Annotated in this window: 19 protein-coding genes; all 19 read left to right on the forward strand. The window is 67.2% G+C overall.

Annotated features, from left to right (window positions below):
- A partial coding sequence (locus tag VGV13_13230; protein ID HEV8642056.1) for a hypothetical protein occupies positions 1 to 749 on the forward strand: 749 nt, incomplete at its 5' end.
- Complete coding sequence (locus VGV13_13235; GenBank protein ID HEV8642057.1) at positions 746 to 2,527, forward strand: DUF87 domain-containing protein; 1,782 nt, start codon at positions 746 to 748, stop codon at positions 2,525 to 2,527. The genes VGV13_13230 and VGV13_13235, both read left to right, overlap by 4 nt.
- 205 nt (positions 2,528 to 2,732) lie before the next feature.
- Positions 2,733 to 2,864, forward strand: a complete 132-nt coding sequence (locus VGV13_13240; protein ID HEV8642058.1) for a hypothetical protein — start codon at positions 2,733 to 2,735, stop codon at positions 2,862 to 2,864.
- A 5-nt stretch (positions 2,865 to 2,869) separates the two neighbouring features.
- Entirely contained in the window at positions 2,870 to 3,592 is a 723-nt protein-coding gene (locus tag VGV13_13245) for a hypothetical protein (GenBank protein ID HEV8642059.1), read from the forward strand.
- A gap of 443 nt (positions 3,593 to 4,035) precedes the next feature.
- A complete protein-coding gene (locus VGV13_13250) occupies positions 4,036 to 4,587 on the forward strand; it encodes a P27 family phage terminase small subunit (protein HEV8642060.1) in 552 nt (183 codons plus the stop codon).
- Entirely contained in the window at positions 4,493 to 6,319 is a 1,827-nt protein-coding gene (locus tag VGV13_13255; protein ID HEV8642061.1) for a terminase TerL endonuclease subunit, read from the forward strand. Before VGV13_13250 ends, VGV13_13255 begins: the two co-directional genes overlap by 95 nt.
- Positions 6,313 to 6,558, forward strand: coding sequence for a hypothetical protein (locus tag VGV13_13260; protein HEV8642062.1), 246 nt, complete (start codon positions 6,313 to 6,315; stop codon positions 6,556 to 6,558). Before VGV13_13255 ends, VGV13_13260 begins: the two co-directional genes overlap by 7 nt.
- Positions 6,555 to 7,886: a DUF935 family protein gene (locus tag VGV13_13265; protein ID HEV8642063.1), complete on the forward strand. Its 1,332-nt coding sequence runs from the start codon at positions 6,555 to 6,557 to the stop codon at positions 7,884 to 7,886. Before VGV13_13260 ends, VGV13_13265 begins: the two co-directional genes overlap by 4 nt.
- A gap of 65 nt (positions 7,887 to 7,951) precedes the next feature.
- Complete coding sequence (locus VGV13_13270; GenBank protein ID HEV8642064.1) at positions 7,952 to 8,344, forward strand: hypothetical protein; 393 nt, start codon at positions 7,952 to 7,954, stop codon at positions 8,342 to 8,344.
- Positions 8,345 to 8,545, forward strand: a complete 201-nt coding sequence (locus tag VGV13_13275; protein HEV8642065.1) for a hypothetical protein — start codon at positions 8,345 to 8,347, stop codon at positions 8,543 to 8,545. It abuts the gene before it with no gap.
- A 279-nt stretch (positions 8,546 to 8,824) separates the two neighbouring features.
- Positions 8,825 to 10,435, forward strand: coding sequence for a S49 family peptidase (locus VGV13_13280; protein HEV8642066.1), 1,611 nt, complete (start codon positions 8,825 to 8,827; stop codon positions 10,433 to 10,435).
- 15 nt (positions 10,436 to 10,450) lie between these two features.
- Positions 10,451 to 10,834, forward strand: a complete 384-nt coding sequence (locus VGV13_13285; GenBank protein HEV8642067.1) for a capsid cement protein — start codon at positions 10,451 to 10,453, stop codon at positions 10,832 to 10,834.
- Positions 10,835 to 10,845: 11 nt separating this feature from the next.
- Positions 10,846 to 11,988 carry a hypothetical protein gene (locus VGV13_13290; GenBank protein ID HEV8642068.1) on the forward strand — a complete coding sequence of 381 codons (1,143 nt, stop codon included), beginning with the start codon at positions 10,846 to 10,848 and terminating at the stop codon, positions 11,986 to 11,988.
- Positions 11,988 to 12,182, forward strand: coding sequence for a hypothetical protein (locus VGV13_13295; protein HEV8642069.1), 195 nt, complete (start codon positions 11,988 to 11,990; stop codon positions 12,180 to 12,182). Before VGV13_13290 ends, VGV13_13295 begins: the two co-directional genes overlap by 1 nt.
- Before the next feature lie 3 nt (positions 12,183 to 12,185).
- Entirely contained in the window at positions 12,186 to 12,527 is a 342-nt protein-coding gene (locus VGV13_13300; GenBank protein ID HEV8642070.1) for a hypothetical protein, read from the forward strand.
- A 1-nt stretch (position 12,528) separates the two neighbouring features.
- Complete coding sequence (locus VGV13_13305) at positions 12,529 to 12,858, forward strand: hypothetical protein (protein HEV8642071.1); 330 nt, start codon at positions 12,529 to 12,531, stop codon at positions 12,856 to 12,858.
- Between the two features lie 3 nt (positions 12,859 to 12,861).
- Positions 12,862 to 15,771 (forward strand): methyltransferase domain-containing protein, encoded by a 2,910-nt coding sequence (locus tag VGV13_13310; protein HEV8642072.1) that lies wholly within the window; start codon positions 12,862 to 12,864, stop codon positions 15,769 to 15,771.
- A 10-nt stretch (positions 15,772 to 15,781) separates the two neighbouring features.
- Positions 15,782 to 16,078: a hypothetical protein gene (locus VGV13_13315; GenBank protein ID HEV8642073.1), complete on the forward strand. Its 297-nt coding sequence runs from the start codon at positions 15,782 to 15,784 to the stop codon at positions 16,076 to 16,078.
- Between the two features lie 14 nt (positions 16,079 to 16,092).
- On the forward strand, positions 16,093 to 16,329 hold a 237-nt coding region (locus VGV13_13320; protein ID HEV8642074.1), incomplete at its 3' end, for a hypothetical protein.

Genomic DNA, 16,329 nt, shown 5'->3' on the forward strand with positions numbered 1-16,329 from the left:
CTGCCGCAGCCCCAAAGACCCAGCGCAGCTGCGGCGACTGCCACCGGCCGTTCCTCGGCGGCCCGTACGCCAGGACCGGCCCCTGCTGCCGCTGGAAGCACCGCGGGCGCCGCGCGAAGAAGTACGTCTGGACGCCGGAGCGCGACCAGCTCCTCCGCGACCGCTACGACGCGCGGACCCGCGGCGCCATCGCGGCGCTCGCCGAGGGAATCGGGTGGCCGGCGTGGGTGCTCAAGAAGCGTGCGGCCACGCTCGGCCTCACCCACGCGCAGGACCGCCAGGACTGGACCGAGGCCGAAACCGCCTTCCTCTGGGACCACGCCGGCCACCGGCTGACGCACTGGATCGCCAAGCAGCTCGGCCGCTCGGAGACGTCGGTGGTGCTGAAGCTGAAGCGCATGAAGATCAGCCGCCGGTTCCGCGACGGCTACACGCTGCGCGAGCTGGAGCTGTGTTTCGGCACCGATCACCACGTCATCGAGCGGTGGGTGCGGGAGGGCAAGCTCCTGACGCCCCTCCCGGGCCCGCCGTCGACGACTGAGGACGGCCCGCGGCTCCGCCGACGCGGCACGGAGCGCGAGCGCGATGCCTGGCTCGTCACCGACGCCGATCTCCTCCGCTTCGTCCAGGACCATCCCACGGCCTTCCGGCTCGACAAGGTCGACCAGGTCTGGTTCATGGACCTGGTCCTGTCCGGGGGGCTGATCCGCAAGGCGCTGGCGGCCGAGCAGGCGCTGGACGTTTCGTGAAGCTCCACGTCTCGCCGCAGCTCGCTCTGCCCACCGAGGCCATCACCGAGACCTTCGGCATCTTGGCCGCCAGGGGCGCGGGCAAGTCGAATACTGCCGCCGTGATGGCTGAGGAAATGTTCCGGGCGAAGCTGCCGTTCGTCGTCGTGGATCCAGTGGGGTGTTGGTGGGGCCTGCGATCCTCGGGCGACGGCAAGGGGCCCGGGCTCCCACTCCCGATCTTCGGCGGCAAGCGCGGCGACGTCCCCCTCGAGCGCACCGGTGGCCAGCTCCTCGCCGACCTGGTGGTCGACCAGCGGCTCTCCTGCGTCCTCGACCTCTCGCAGTTCGAGTCCGAGGGGTCGAAGAAGGCCTTCCTGCTGGAGTTCGCGCGTCGCCTCTATCAGCGCAACGAGGCGCCGCTGCACCTGTTCCTCGAGGAGGCCGACGACTACATCCCCCAGCGGCCGATGCGCGACGAGGCGCAGCTCCTCCGGGCCTGGGAGAACATCGTCCGCCGCGGCCGCGCCCGAGGCCTCGGGATCACGCTCATCACCCAGCGGAGCGCGTCCCTCAACAAATCCGTCCTGACCCAGGTCCAGACACTGATCCCGATGCGGACGACGGGGCCGCAGGACATCGCCGCCATCCGGGAGTGGGTGAAATACCACCACCAGGGGGAGGACATCCTCGCCTCGCTGGCTGGCCTCGAGGACGGGGAAGCCTGGGTCTGGTCGCCCCATTTCCTCCGGAAGACGGTGCGGGTGCGCTTCCGGCTCCGGGAGACGTTCGACTCCGGGGCCACGCCGAAGATGACGGCGGGCGGGAAGGCGCCGGCGACACTGGCCGACGTCGACCTGAAGTCGATCGAGCAGCGGATGGCGGCGACGATCGAGAAGGCCAAGGCCGAGGATCCCCGCGAGCTCCGCCGGCGGATCGCGGGCCTCGAGGCGGAGCTGGCCCGGGCGAAGGCCCCGCCGCCGCCGCCGGCGCCCAAGGAGAAGCGCGTCGAGGTCCCGGTCCTCCGGGACGCGCAGTTGAAGCGCATCGAGGCGGCCCTCCGGACCTTGGCGTCCCTCGTCGACAGGCTCGAGGGCACGAGGATCGGCGCGCAAAATGTCGCCGACCGAATCCACGAGGCAGCGACGGTGATCACTGGCGCGCTCCGGGCCCGGCAGATAGCTCCGCCAACACCGGAGGCGAAGCTCCGCGCGGCCGTCGAGCCCCGCATCTCCCTGATGTCCGATGCCGAGATCCATGCGCGCATCGAGGCGACGGGCGCACTTCGCCATGAACGTCGTCAGTCGAAGCGGGCCGGCGGCGACATCGTGCTCGGCGCCGGCGAGTGCAAGATGCTGGAGGCACTGGCCCTGAGGTATCCGATGGCGCTGTCGAAGGCCCAGCTCGGCTTGCTATCGGGGTACGTGGCGAGCGGTGGGACCTTCCGCACGTACCTTCCGCGGCTGCGACGGCAGGGCATGATCGACGTGGCGGGAGATCGCGTCCAGCTGACTGCGGCGGGCCTCCAGCTCGTCGGCGCGCGCGTCGCGACGGCGCCCCAGACGGCGGAAGCCGTGCGCGCGATGTGGCTCGCGTCCCTGGACCAGGGGCCCCGGCGGATGCTCGAAGTCCTGATCGAGCGGTACCCGAAGCCGACCAGCCGCGAGGAGCTCGGCGAGGCCTCCGGCTATGCGGCCTCCGGCGGGACGTTCAGAACCTACTTGCCCAAGCTCAAGCGGCTCGGCCTGGTCGAGGTCCGCGGCGATGAGATCCGGGCGAGTGAGGAGCTGTTCCGATGACCGACTTCCGCGAGCGGGCGAGGCCGTGTCGACACGCCGGTCGAGTACGCCGCCGAGCCTGTCGGCTACATCGGCCGTCAGCGCGCTCGCCCTCGCTCGTCGCGTCTAAGTGCCTGGAATCGTTACCAGTCACGTCAGGCGTTGTGGCTGAAAAGACACACACAGTGGCAGAACTGAGAATCCGTGTCTCGCTTTGGAGACGCCCGTGCTGACCCTCGCCGAGCTGCTCGCCGCGAGGCCGGCGGTGCTGCCGTACGTGCTCGTGCCGTTCGTCTGTCCGGTCATGCTGGTGGCGGGGTTGGAGCTCAGGGTGATGATCGCGCTGGGGAGGAACTGATTCCCGTGCCCCGCATCCGCTCCCTGAAGCCGGAGCACCGCCAGCACCGGAAGGTCGGACAGCTCTCTCACTTCGAGTATCGACTGTGGATAGGCATGCTGTTGGAGGCAGATGACGAGGGGCGCCTCGTGGCTGACGACGACCAGCTCCGTGCAGTGGTCTTCGGATTTCACCAGGTACGGCCCGCCGATGTGGAGATCGCGCTGCTGCGGATCGCCAAGAAGGGCCTCGTGCGGCTGTATCGCGTGCGCGGCACTCGCTTCGCGTTTTTTCCGTCGTGGCTCGACCACCAGCGGATCGACCGGCCGCAACCCTCGAAACTGCCGCCTCCACCGGCACTTACAATCCACGAACGATCGTCGAAGAAGCGACGAACGATCACGGAACGCTCGACGAACGCTCGTCACCGATCTGATCTTGATCTGATCGGATCTGATCAGAGAGGATCGGAAGGGATCGGAGGGGAGGGGAGTGTGAGGGGAGGGGAGCCGGCCGTGGTGGATAACCCGGTGGAGGCCCGATCAGACCGTGCCTCGATCCGGAGTGCTCTCGCACTGGACTCGGAAGAGCCAGGGCACCAGCGGACGGCAGGCGAGGTAGGGACGGACGGGCAGGAACCCCAGCGGCGTGGCCTGACGGCCGAGGAGGATCAGGCGCGGTTGGAGGCGTTGACGGCGGAGCTGGCGAGGGAGAAGGCGGCGCCGACAGTCGGCAGGAGGACGCGCTGAGTGCCGAGAGCGCCGAAGAAGCCGTGCCGAGCTCCGGGCTGCCCGGAGCTGACGGATGGACGGTACTGCCAGATCCACGCGCGCCTGCACGAGCGCGAGCGAGGCTCTGCGGCGGCGCGCGGCTATGACGAACCACATCGGCGCTGGCGCGAGGAGATCCTCGCTCGAGACCCGTTCTGCGTGGATCCGTACCGCCGTCACTCGACTCCGGTTCCGGCGACGGTGGCCGATCACATCGTCCGGGTCAAGGTGGGTGGCACATGGGCGTTGGAGAACGGCCAAGGGCTCTGCGAGAGCTGCCATGCGATCAAGCGACAGCGGGAAGGACGGGGGCAGCGATGATAGGAAATCCTATAAGACTTGGTCCAGCGAGACCGTGGGGAGTCCCCGCGTGAATGCCCGCGCATTTCCGCATGGCCCCGTAATCGTGGCAGAATCGACCTATGGGCCGTCGAGGCAAGAAACCCAAGCCGTCCGCGCTCGACAAGCTCGATGGCGGTGCTGGCCACCGGCATCGGAATCGCAACGAGCCCAAGCCGCCGGCGAGCGAGGCGATGTGTCCGGCGTGGCTTCTCGGCGATCGAGTGGCCCGCGCGATCTGGGACGCCGAGGCGCCAGGCATGATTCGGCTCGGGCTGCTCACGACGGCGGACCGGATGATCTTCGCGGCGCTGTGCGAACGAGCGGCTCTGTATCGACGCGCGAGCCAGCGCCTGCGCCGAGCCAAGCGGGGCGCCGATGCACTGACCGATGTCACGCGATCGAACGGGCGCGTGGCGCGGCCGGAGGTGGGCATCGCGAAGGGCGCCCTCGAAGGTCTGCGCCAGCTCGCGGCGGCCTTCGGCATGACGCCAGCCGATCGCAAAGGGCTCGAGGTGGATCTTGGCGCCGGCGCGGCGCGTGAGCAAGCCGGCAAAGGGAAGCCGGGCCAAGCGGTCGACATCGACGAGTTTGTCCGTCGGCGCGAGGCGCGGCGAGCGGAACGGGCTGAATGACCAAGTTACGGCCTATGCGCTCGACGCCACCTCCGGGCGAATCCTTGTCGGTCGTCTCGTACGGCTTGCATGTGAACGCCACCTCCGCGACCTGGTGGAGGGGCCCGCGCGAGGGCTGCACTTCGATGCCGAGCTCGCGAACGATGCGATCGATATCTTCCGCTGTTTCCGGCACAGCAAGGGCGAATGGGCCGGGCAACCGATCGTGCTATCTCCGCCGGAGGCATTTATAATCGGCTCCATTTTCGGGTGGGTGAGGACCGAGAACGGGCTGCGTCGGTTCCGCAAGGCCTACTCCGAGGTGGCCAAGAAGTTCGGCAAGAGCACGATCGCGGCCGGCGTCGGCTTGCTCATGGCGTTCTTCGACGGCGAGGCCGGCGCCGAAGTATATGCGGCGGCCACCAAGCGCGACCAGGCCAAGATTGTCTTCGACGAGGCCCGCCGGATCGTGCTCCGAAGTCCCGGCCTGCGCAAACGCATCCAGGTGCGCACGGTGAATCTGCACAGCCTCGAGACCGCCTCGAAGTTCGAACCTCTGGGCGCCGACGCCGACAGCCTCGACGGGCCGAATTCGCACTGCCTGCTCGTTGATGAATTGCACGCGCACAAATCGCGCGCGATGCTCGACGTGCTCGAGCTCGGGATGGGAGCGCGTCGGCAGCCGCTCGTGTTCATCATCACGACCTCCGGCTATGACCGGCACTCCGTCTGCTGGGACGAACGCGACTACACGGTGAAGGTGCTCGAAGGCGTGCTCTCGGATGACGGGCAGTTCGGCTATATCGCGACGCTCGACGTCTGCGAGGCCTGCCGCGCGAAAGGGAAAACCGCTCCGGACGAGAGCTGCGAGAGATGCGACGACTGGACCGACGAGACCGTCTGGCCGAAGGCGAATCCCAACCTCCCGATCACCCCCAAGCTCGACGACATGCGAAAGCTCTGCCAGGAGGCTCGCGAGAAGCCGACCGCGCAGAACGCCTTCAAGCGCTTCCGGCTCAATATCTGGACCGAGAGCATCACACGTTGGCTCCCCTCTGACGCCTGGGCCGCGTGCGGCGGGCCGCTGCGCGCGCTGCCGTCTCGGCGCGGCTTCCTCGGTCTGGACCTGTCGTCCACCACAGACCTGAGCGCGCTCGTGGCTGGGTTTCCGGATGACGATGGTACGCTCGACGTGCTGGCGCGCTTCTGGATGCCAGCCGACAACGTGACTGAGCGCGTGAAGCGCGATCGTGCCCCCTACGATGTCTGGGCACGCGAGGGCATCCTCACGCTGACAGAGGGCAACATCATCGACTACGACGTGATCTATGAGGCGATCGTCGGCTTGCCCGAAGTGGAACGCGTCGAGATCATCGAGCTCGGATATGACCCATGGAACGCGACCGGATTGGCCACGCGCCTCACTGCCGCCGGGATCACATGCGTTCCAATCCGGCAGACCTTCGCGGCGCTTTCGGCCCCGAGCAAGATGCTGGAGGTGCTCGTCGCGGGCCGTCGACTTCGCCACGGCGGGAATCAATTGCTTGCGTTGTGTGCCGCGAACGCCGTGGCGGAGATCGATGCCAGCGGCAATATCAAACCATCAAAGGCGAAGAGCACCGGGCGGATCGATGGGATTACGGCACTCGTCGTCATGCTCGCCCGCCAGATTCTTCAGCGCCCGGTTGGCGACTGGACGCCGCACGATGCGTTGATCGGTCCTCCTCGGGCGACGGCGGAGGTGCCATGGTGAGTGAGCCCGTCATTGTCGGTCCATACGTCGAGCCCGGATTCTACTGGGCAAAGAATCGGCGCCTCGCCCACGGCTGGACTGTGGTCGAATTCGGAGTGCGAGCACTGGAGGACGGAGGCAATGCATCAGGATCATACGTGATCTTCCTCGGATCAGACGACGACAGGGGGCTCGATAACTTCTATTTGGACGGGTGGGAGTTCGGCTCGATGATTCTCCCGCCGGAGACGACGCCATGACCTTCACCGCGCGCCTCCGCCACGCCGTCACCGGTGGCTTCCACAAGCCGCCCGAGCCGCCCGCGCGCGAGGGCGAGCTGGCCTTCGCCGATCCCCGCCGACTCTTCCCCGGCGGCTACTCGATGCCCTACAACCCGTCTCACCTCGCGAGCCGCCGCGGCCTGCGCGTGTTCGACGAGATGCGCCGCGATGACCAGGTCAAGGCGGCCCTCGCCTTCAAGAAGCACGCAATCCTCACCACGGGATGGACGGTGACGAGCCCGGAGGGGCAACCGGACGAGTGGGAACCGACGATGTTCGTCCGCTGGGTCCTGAACAATCTCGATCCCGGCGAGGTCGGTGGCGGGACGCTGGACAACGACCTGTACGAAATTCTGAGTGGCCTCGATTACGGCTTCAGCCTCACGGAGAAGATCTGGGCGCCGATCGAGGACGGGGAATGGGCCGGGCACCTGGGTCTCCGGTCCCTGAAAACCCGCGCCCCGCATTACTTCTGGTTCGAGCAGGACCAGTTCGGCAATCTGCTGCCGGACGGCGTGATCCAGATGACCAACTCCATGGTCAAAGCCGGGAAGCTCCCGAGGGAGAAGTTCGTGCTCTACACGTACCAGCCGAGCTTCTCGAACCCGTATGGCACCTCGGATCTCGAAGCGGCGTATCGGCCCTACTGGGCGAAGGACAACACCTTCAAATGGCTGGCGATGCTGCTCGAGCGGCTGGGGATCCCGCCGGTGTTCGGGCTCTACAACCCCACTCGGTATACCCCATCGCAGATCGATGATCTCAAGCAGATCATCACCAATCTCCAGGCGGCCACGTTCGGTATCATCCCGCGGCCGGCGAAGGACGATCTGGAATTCTGGGCCCCGGAGCTCGCCGGCCAGGCCACGCGGGTCTTCGTCCCGTCGATCGAGCTGTTCGACAAGGCGATCGCCCGGGCGATCTTGATGCCCGGCCTCCTCGGCATGAGCCCCGACTCGGCCCAGGGCTCCTTTGCTCGCGCCAAAGTGAACTTCGACGTGTTCCTCCTCGTCATCGAGGCGATTCGGCGTGACGTGGAGCAGGTGCTGATCATGAACCAGGTCGTCCGGCCGCTCGTCGACCTCAACTATCCGGGCATCGTCGATTATCCACAGTGGCGATTCCTGCCGCTCACCGACGACCTCCGGCTGCAGATGCTCGACAGCTGGATCAATCTCGTCGGCGCCGGCGTCGTCACGAATCAGCCCGAGGACGAGGCGCACGCGCGGGCGATGCTGAAATTCCCGGACAAGCAGACGCCGGTGGCGCCCGCCCAGCCCGACCCGTCGCAGGAAGCGGCGGTGTGATCGGCGCAGTCCTCGACTTCATATTGGGAGCCGCGGCCCTTCGCCTCCATCGCATGGATGCCCGAGTGCTGACCTATCCACGCCCGCTCTGCGCGGCGCTCGCGCCCTACCGCCCCCAGATCCACGTGAGCCTACACCGGCCCGAAAAGGCCGGGCCTGCCATCGAAGCCGCCAAGCGCCATGGGCTGCTCGGCGGTCTGAACCCGGCGCCGATGACGCGGGCCTTCGACTGGGCCGGTCAGGTAGACTGGTTCGTGTCGGCGCCGCCGATGGTGTGCGAGTTCCTCCGCTCGGGCTGGGGCATGGCGCTCGTTGACGGGCGGATCACGACCTGCCTCGACGCGAGCGCCAAGGGCGTCATCGGCCACGTCGATGACCCGTTCGAGTCCCTGACACGGCCGGGGACTGGGCTCGCGCCGTTCTCCTTGTGTTCTCCGTGCCACATGCAGGTACCGTGAATGGCGACTACCCTGGGCATATCGTCGGACCTGGTCACTCTCGATGAACTGGCGCGGCGACTCCAGCTGAGCCCGAAAACGCTTCGTCGGCTCGGCAAGGAGACCGGTCTCCCGATCTGGCGGGTCACGCCCCACGGCCCCTTCTACGCCTTCTGGTCGGAGATCGAGACGTGGGCCAGGAAGTACCGGGAGAAGAAATAGCTGGGCCTGTCAAGCAAAAAGATCCCGCCCTGATCCATCCCTGATCCACCCCGAACCACCTCCAAACCCCTCCCTGTTCGATTCTGGCCATATCGGAGGCCCTACGCTGGTCAGCGTGAACGTGGCCAGTCCGCGACCGGTCGTGCTCGAAGTCGGCACCGCCTTCGGCCGGTGTCTCCTTTGCGGCGGCCGGCTCTCATCGCCATCCTTCGCGAACCACGTCCATCGGATCAGGGTGGCGAGTCCGACGGCGCCCCCGGCGATTCGGTTCGTGGCCTGATGCCGCTCCCGACGCCCAACCAGGACGAGCAGGAGAGCGACTTCATCGACCGGTGCATGGCCGACGGGACGACGAACGAGGACTTCCCCGACAACTCCCAGCGCCGGGCCATCTGTCAGAAGCAGTGGGACGGCGAATCCGCCACGGCTCACGGCCAGTATCCCCACATCGCCCAGTACGTCCGCGAGCACCCGTGGGCCATCCTGCCGGCGACGCTCGACACGATCGTCGAGGTTCTCCGGCTCCGCGCGGGCGGGGCCCGGCTCTCCGACGAGGAAATTCGGGCGCGAATCGGGGCAGCCTCGCCTCCCGCCCTCCGCGCCCTCGGCGGCGTGCAGGTTCTCCCGCTCTTCGGCGTCATCTCGCACCGGATGAACCTCATGACGGACATCAGCGGCGGGACCTCCACCGAGCAGTTCGCGGCGGCGTTCCAGCGGGCCGTCAACGATCCCCAGGTCGGCGCGATCGTGCTCGACGTCGACAGCCCGGGCGGCAGCGTCTTCGGCATCCAGGAGCTCGCGGACGTGATCTACGGCGCCCGGGGCTCGAAGCCGATCGTGGCCATGGTCAACGCGACGGCCGCGAGCGCCGCTTACTGGCTCGCCAGCCAGGCGGATGAGCTCGTGGTCACGCCCTCCGGCCAGGTCGGCGCGATCGGGGTCCTGGCCATCCACGAGGACCTCTCGAAGATGGCCGAGAAGGCCGGCGCCAAGGTCACGTACATCAGCGCCGGCCGCTACAAGTCCGAAGGCCAGGCCTTCGTCGCCCTCGATGAGACGGCGCGCGCCGCCATGCAGCAGCGCGTCGACGACTACTATGCCGCCTTCCTCGGGGCCGTGGCCCGCGGCCGTGGGGTGACCGTGAGCGATGTCAAGGGCGGATTCGGGGAAGGCCGGATGATCTCGGCGGCCGCCGCCCAGACGCTCGGCATGGTCGACCGCGTCGCGACCTTCGAGGCCACGCTCGAGCGCCTGAATCGCCAGCTCGCTACCGGGGGCGGACCCCGGACGGAGGCAGGGAGGACAGCAATGCCCGAGGACAAGCCCAGTACGGAGAATGCCCCGTCGGCTCCACAGGTGTCGGTCCCGGATGGCCAGATCGTCGTGTCGATGGCCGAGATCGCGGAGCTGCGCCAGAAGGCCGCCCGCGCGGATCGGCTGGAACCTCTCCAGCAGGATCTCCAGCGTGCGCAGGCCGAGAAGGCCGAGCTGGCAGAGGCGGCCCATCAGGAGCGCATCAGCTACAAGCTGCGCTCGCTCAAGATCCCGGCCTTCCGCCCCTTCGCGCGCGTGTTCTACCAGCTCGCGCTGTCGGCCAACGGCGGCACCTACGTGCTGACCGATCCAAAGCGGCCGATCTCCGCCGAGCAGGCCGTGGACGCCTGGCTCACGGAGATGAATCGCCAGGCCGAGACGCTGTTCAAGACCTACTCGATCCAGCAGAAGCCGGCGGATGCCCAGGAGCCTGACGAGCCGGGCCCCAAGGTCGAGTACCGCGTCCGGAAGTACCTGGCCGAGAAGAAGCTCGATCCTATCAAGGATTACCAGGCGGCCATGCGCGTCGTGCTCGACGAGGACCCGGAGCTCAAGGAAGCCTATGTCCGCTCGTAGGGGAGGGACTGACTGATGGGCGAATTCGCCGTCCTCGATACGCTGACCCTGATCGCCGCTGCGGATCTGAGCGCCAGCCAGTACACCCTGGTCCGCCTCTCGGCCGCCCGGGCCTGTAACGTCGCCAGCCTCGCGACCGACAGCGCGCTGGTCGGCGTGCTCCAGAACAAGCCGAAGTCGGGCGAGAACGCGACGGTCGGCTACCTCGGCAAGACGAAGGTCGTCGCCGGCGCCGCGATCACCGTCGGCGCCATTCTCTCGACCGACAGCAGCGGGCATGCGATCACCGTCGTGTCCGGCGCCGTGGCGTTCGGGCGGGCCCTGGAAGCGGCGGGCGCCGCCGACCAGATCATCACCGCCATCATGTACGCGCCCACGCGTTGGGCGGGCGCCCCGTGAAGGAGACAACGATGAGGCGAATGGCCGGCCGGTTCTCGATCGCGACCCTGCGCGCGGTCGTCGTATCGCTCCTGAGCCACGTGGACGTGGCCACCAAGGCGCTCGCGGACCGTCTGCAGCGCATGAAGGAGGCCCACAGCCTCGGGCTCACGCTCTTCGATGCATTCCGTTTCTCCGGGATGCGGCCGATCTGCGGCGGTGCCGTCGGCGCGGCCTCCGGGCGCGACGCGCATCTGGACGTGCCATTGACGAACATCGCCGTCGCCGCCTTCGCCTCGGGCATCGATGGCTACATCGGCACCCAGCTCTTCCCGGCGGTGCCCGTGGACAAGCAGTCGAATAAGTACTACATCATCGATCCCGACTCCTGGCTGCGCGTGCCGGATACGAGCCGCGCGCCCAAGACTCGGCCGAACCGGATCGAGTTCAAGGTGTCGTGCGACGCCTACTTCGCCCAGAACTTCGCCCTCGCCGGCGAGATCGCGCAAGAGGATCTGACGAACACCGACATGGCGCTGCAGATCCGGGAGAACACCGCCAACATCGTCCTGCAGTCGCTCATCCAGGACTTCGAGGTCCGCCTGGCCAACCTCGTGACCTCGTCCACGAACGTGGGATCAGGCGTCACCGTGTCCAGCAAGTGGAGCGATCTCACCAACTCCAATCCGCTTGTCGATGTCACGACCGCCATCGCCTTCATCCGGCAGACGACCGGCCTGATGCCGAACACGCTCGTCGTCGACGAGGATACGTTCCAGGTCCTCCGGCGCCACTCCAAGCTGATCGAGCTCTACAAGTACACCTCGGGCGGTCTCCTGAACGACGAGCAGATCGCGGCGGCCATGGGCGTCCAGAAGATTCTGCATGGTCGCGGCGTGATAAACAACGCCAAGGAAGGCCAGGCCGCCTCCATGACCAATATCTGGGGCAACAACGCGCTCCTCTGCTACGTCCAGCCCGGCGTGTCGCTGATGACCCAGACCCTCGGTCTGGCGTTTCGCTGGAAGCCGGATCTGATCCCCGCGCCGCTCGCGATGTTCCGCTACAACGACCCGGACCCCGGGAAAAAGATCGAGGTGGTCGAGGCCTCCTACTACCAGGCGGAGAAGGTCATCGCCAAGAACCTCGGCTATCTGATGGTGGCGCCGCGGTAATGGTCCGGGTCTTCACCAAGGACACCGGCGGATACAAGGTCGGCGATGCCAGCCCCGACAACTGGTCGGACCCGCAGTGGGAGTCGTTCCAGCGCGTGCACGGCCCCCTGGAGAACTTTTCGGTGACAGCCGAGGAGGCGCAGCGGGTCGGCGCCGAGACGATCGCAGCCAGGGGCCAGCGCCGGCGCCAGTAGCCCATGGTCCCGTTCCCCGTCTTTCCGACGATCCCGCTCAGCGGGACGCTCTCCAGCATCGTGGACGTGACTGGGGCGCGAGCAGTCGGGATCTGGATACCCGTCATCAGCAGCAGCCAGGTGCTTCTTCGAGGTTCTTTCGATCAAAACTCGGCCGATTTCTGGCCCATCTTCAATCAGAACGCGACCCCGATTTCTTCGCGGTGGTACGTCGACGCCGGTCCCGGCTCCATGGCCGTCTCGCTCGATGTAGGCGTCGAGTTTCCCTTTCCGTTCATTATGATCGAAACGGCCGTCGCCCAGGCCGCTGTGCGGAGTGTGGCCGTCTACTCGAAGGGTTTCTGACATGATCGCGTCTCCGACCATTCCGCTAAGCGGCACTCTATCGGGCATCGTCGACGTGAGTAATGCGAAAACGCTGGGGATCTGGGTCCCGGTCATTACAAGCGGCCAACTTTATTTGCGCGGCTCATTCGATCAGACCTCCGCCAACTTCGTGCCGATTCTCACATCGGCGGGAATGTCGGCCGTCTCGTCTCGCTGGTACGCGGAGGTGGGCCCAGGCTCCCTCGGCGTCTCATTCGGCCAGGAGTTGCCGTTCCCGTTCATTATGCTCGAAACGAGCGTCAACCAGGCAGCCGTGCGGAGCTTGGCGGTCTTCAGCAAGGGCGCATAGGCCGTGGATCTCGATATCGCCCTCCTGGTTCCAGGCCTCCCGTTCCAGGGCGATTCGTTGGAATCGAGGAGCCTCGGCGGCAGCGAAACCGCCGGCCTCTGCCTGAGTCGCGAGCTCGCCCGCCTCGGCCATCACGTCGTCGTCTTCGCCAATTGCGAGCGCCCCGGGCTCTATGACGGCGTGCTCTATCGCCCCGCCGGCGAGTTCGCCGATTACGCCACCTCGGCGCCCCACGACGTCACCATCGTCCAGCGGATGCCCGAGGCCTTCGCCACTCGGATGGCCAGCCGGCTGAACATCCTCTGGTGCCATGACCTGGCGCTGATGCGGCAGGCCGCGACGTTCAAGGCGGTGCTCTGGAACGTCGACCGCGTGGCCGTGCTCTCGCGCTACATGGCCGAGCAGTACCGCGAGGTCTACGGGATCCCCGACGAGATTTTCTGGCAGACCCGGAACGGGATCGAGTTGGTTCGTTTCGACGGGCTCGATAGCCTCGGCCTGGCCGTCGAAGGCGTGCCGCGCGACCGGCAGAAGCTCATCTACGGCGCCCGGCCGGAGCGGGGCGCGGACGTGCTGCTCGGTCAGATCCTCCCGCAGCTGCTGCAAGAGGAGCCCGGGCTCCGGCTCTACCTCGCCTCCTATGACAATCGCGTGGACCATCTGCGGCCTTTCTACGAGCAAGTCGACCGGCTGATCAGCCGCCTCGGCGATCGCGTCGTGTTCCTCGGGGCGCTGCCGAAGCGGCAATATTACGAGCACCTGGCCACCGCCGGCGTCTACGTCTACCCGACGCCGTCGCCGACGAACCCGACCTTCGCGGAGATCTCCTGCATCACGGCGATGGAATGTCAGGCGGCCGGACTCCCGATCGTCACGAGCGCCCGTGGCGCCCTTCCCGAAACGATCGCACCTGGCGCCGGCGTCCTCGTCGATGGCGATCCCTCGTCACCCGAGTATCAGGACGACTTCACGGCCGCCGTCCTCCATTACGTCCGCGATGGAGATGCCTGGCGGGAAGCCTCCGAGGCCGGCCGGGCCCGGGCGGTCATGCTCGACTGGCGCGGCGTCGCATCAGAATGGGCCGAGACGTTCGAGCGGCTGATTCGCGAGCAGAACGACAGCCCGCACCGACTCGCCCATCACTTCATCCGGCGCTCGGACATCATGGCCGCGCGCACGCTTCTCGATCCACTGACCGACGAGGTTGCCGGCGAGATCCGCGAACGGATCGACCGCGAATGGGGCTTCAGCGAGAGCCGAGATGGGCTCCGCGGCCAGTACGAGAAGATCGGCCAGACCCATACCGACGTCTTCGCCCAGGTCCCGAACGAGCCGCGGTTCCAGATGCTGGAGCAGTGGTTCCGCGCCCACCCCGACGTGCAGCGCGTCCTCGACTTCGGCTGCGCGCACGGCGGCTATAGCGTCAACATGGCCAACCGCGTGGGTCGGGACTGGGTCGGTGTCGACATCGACCGCCACTCGATCGACTGGTGCGAACGAAACCGGCGAGACCGGGCGACGATCCCCGATGCGCTCCGCTTCGTGGTGGGCGATGACCAGGTCGACCTGTCCGGGGAGCCGCCGTTCGACTGCCTGCTTCTCTTCGAGATCCTCGAGCACGTCCCGGACCCCACGACCCTCCTCGACCGGCTCGAGCGGTGGGTCAAGCCGGACGGCTATGTGCTCATCACGGTGCCCTACGGCCCCTGGGAATGGATGTCTTACGAGACCTATCCGCACCGCTGCCATCTCTGGGAGTTCGACCTCCACGACCTCCGCGACCTCTTCGGCAAGAAGAAGGAGCGGAGCGTGCAGGCGATGGGCGCCGGCGTCTGCGAGGATCTCGCCGAGCCGCTCGGCTGGCACATCGTTGAGTACCGCGTCGACGGCACGCCCACGGGGCGCATCGACTTGGAGCGGAAGCTCGCCCTCCAGCGCCCTCGGGAGACGGCCTCGGCGCTTCTGATCGCCGGCCCCAACTCAGAAGAGACGCTGCACTGGTGCCTCCGCTCGCTCAAGACCGTGGCCGATGAGATCGTGATCGGCGACGCCGGCATGAGCGACGAGGGGCGCCGGATCGCCGGCCAGTACGCCGTGCGGGTTCTCCCGGCCTCCAATCCCATCGAGAGGGGCTTCGAGACGCCGCGCAACGAGGCCCTCGCCGTCTGCCGGATGGACTGGGTGCTCTGGATCGACACCGACGAGAAGCTCCTCGACCCCCGGAAGCTCCACAAGTACTTCCGGCGCAACCTCTTCGCCGGCTACTCGATCCGCCAGCACCACTTCGCCGTCGATACCGCCTGGAAGCCGGATCTGCCCGTCCGCTGCTTCCGGCGCGGGCCCCGCGGCGACGGCAAGACGATGCGGTGGTACGGGATGGTCCACGAGCACCCCGAGCATGCCCTCAACGAGGGGCCCGGCACCGTCATCATCCTCTCCGACGTCCACATTGCACACGTCGGGTACCTGATCGAGAGCGGCCGGCGCCAGCGCTTCGGGCGGAACTGGCCGCTCCTCCAGAAGGACATCGCGACCTATCCGGACCGGATCATCCAGAAGCACTTCATCTGCCGAGACAACGTCCTGCTCGCGCAATGGGAGCTCTCCCAGAACGGTGGCCTGGTGACGCCGGCGATCCGGGAGCGGCTGGAAGAGGTCAAGCGGCTCTACCGCGAGCACTTCCTCGGCAAGGGCCATTACCTCAACACGGACACCCTCAGCCACTACTCCCAGGCCCTGCTCCTCCTCGGCGAGGGCGTCGAGGTGGCCTTCGCGGTCGGCGCGACCAAGGATGGGCAGGCGGTGCCCGGCGACCTGCTTCGCGCGCGATTCGCCTCGGCCGAGGAAGCGGAGCGCGAGATCGCGTGGCGGACCCGGGAAGCCATGGCCGCCTATGTCTCGCCGTGGTGGTGAGCCAGTGCACATGTCTGCACGAGGGTTCCGCCTGCACTGGGATGCCGAGCACGGATGGCTCCTCGACGTCCCGGTGACGCTCGGTCGCGAGCAGCTCCGGCGCATTGCCGCCTGGGCGCTCCCAAAGCAGATCGACCGCTACAGGAGCCTCCCTCCCGGCGATCGTAAGGATGACCTCGGGCGGGCGATCGAGCGGCTGGGGCGCAGCGAGATCCGCCAGCGGCTCGTCGATCACGACGGCGATGGGGTAGCGATCCCGTTCGCATCCACGGAGCGAGTCAACCCCGAGCGGAGAATCTTCGCGTGATGGAGGAGGCCTAAATGGCAACGGTGAATACCTGGCGCGCGGTCGCGCTCGCGGTGGCCTTCGGCAACGTGAAGTCCATGCTCGACATCTTCCAGGCGGGCACGGGATCACGCGTGCAGCGGGCGCGCCGGATGTACCAGTTCAACAACGGCCTGACGGCGGTCACCGGCGTGCTCACGTCCTTGCAGGTGACGCGGACCACCGCCAGCTCGGCGGGGACACCCGTCGCCTCAGTTCCGCACGACACGGGG

Source organism: Candidatus Methylomirabilota bacterium, from assembly GCA_036001065.1.
In the GTDB taxonomy this organism is placed as follows: domain Bacteria; phylum Methylomirabilota; class Methylomirabilia; order Rokubacteriales; family CSP1-6; genus MNEF01.

What these genes read in the sequence shown, in the direction of transcription:
- VGV13_13305 (HEV8642071.1), top strand. Translation starts at nt 12,529, where the DNA reads ATGATCGCGTCTCCGACCATTCCGCTAAGCGGCACTCTATCGGGCATC.
- VGV13_13300 (HEV8642070.1), top strand. Translation starts at nt 12,186, where the DNA reads ATGGTCCCGTTCCCCGTCTTTCCGACGATCCCGCTCAGCGGGACGCTC.
- VGV13_13280 (HEV8642066.1), top strand. Translation starts at nt 8,825, where the DNA reads ATGCCGCTCCCGACGCCCAACCAGGACGAGCAGGAGAGCGACTTCATC.
- VGV13_13295 (HEV8642069.1), top strand. Translation starts at nt 11,988, where the DNA reads ATGGTCCGGGTCTTCACCAAGGACACCGGCGGATACAAGGTCGGCGAT.
- VGV13_13285 (HEV8642067.1), top strand. Translation starts at nt 10,451, where the DNA reads ATGGGCGAATTCGCCGTCCTCGATACGCTGACCCTGATCGCCGCTGCG.
- VGV13_13315 (HEV8642073.1), top strand. Translation starts at nt 15,782, where the DNA reads ATGTCTGCACGAGGGTTCCGCCTGCACTGGGATGCCGAGCACGGATGG.
- VGV13_13290 (HEV8642068.1), top strand. Translation starts at nt 10,846, where the DNA reads ATGAGGCGAATGGCCGGCCGGTTCTCGATCGCGACCCTGCGCGCGGTC.
- VGV13_13260 (HEV8642062.1), top strand. Translation starts at nt 6,313, where the DNA reads ATGGTGAGTGAGCCCGTCATTGTCGGTCCATACGTCGAGCCCGGATTC.
- VGV13_13265 (HEV8642063.1), top strand. Translation starts at nt 6,555, where the DNA reads ATGACCTTCACCGCGCGCCTCCGCCACGCCGTCACCGGTGGCTTCCAC.
- VGV13_13250 (HEV8642060.1), top strand. Translation starts at nt 4,036, where the DNA reads ATGGGCCGTCGAGGCAAGAAACCCAAGCCGTCCGCGCTCGACAAGCTC.
- VGV13_13275 (HEV8642065.1), top strand. Translation starts at nt 8,345, where the DNA reads ATGGCGACTACCCTGGGCATATCGTCGGACCTGGTCACTCTCGATGAA.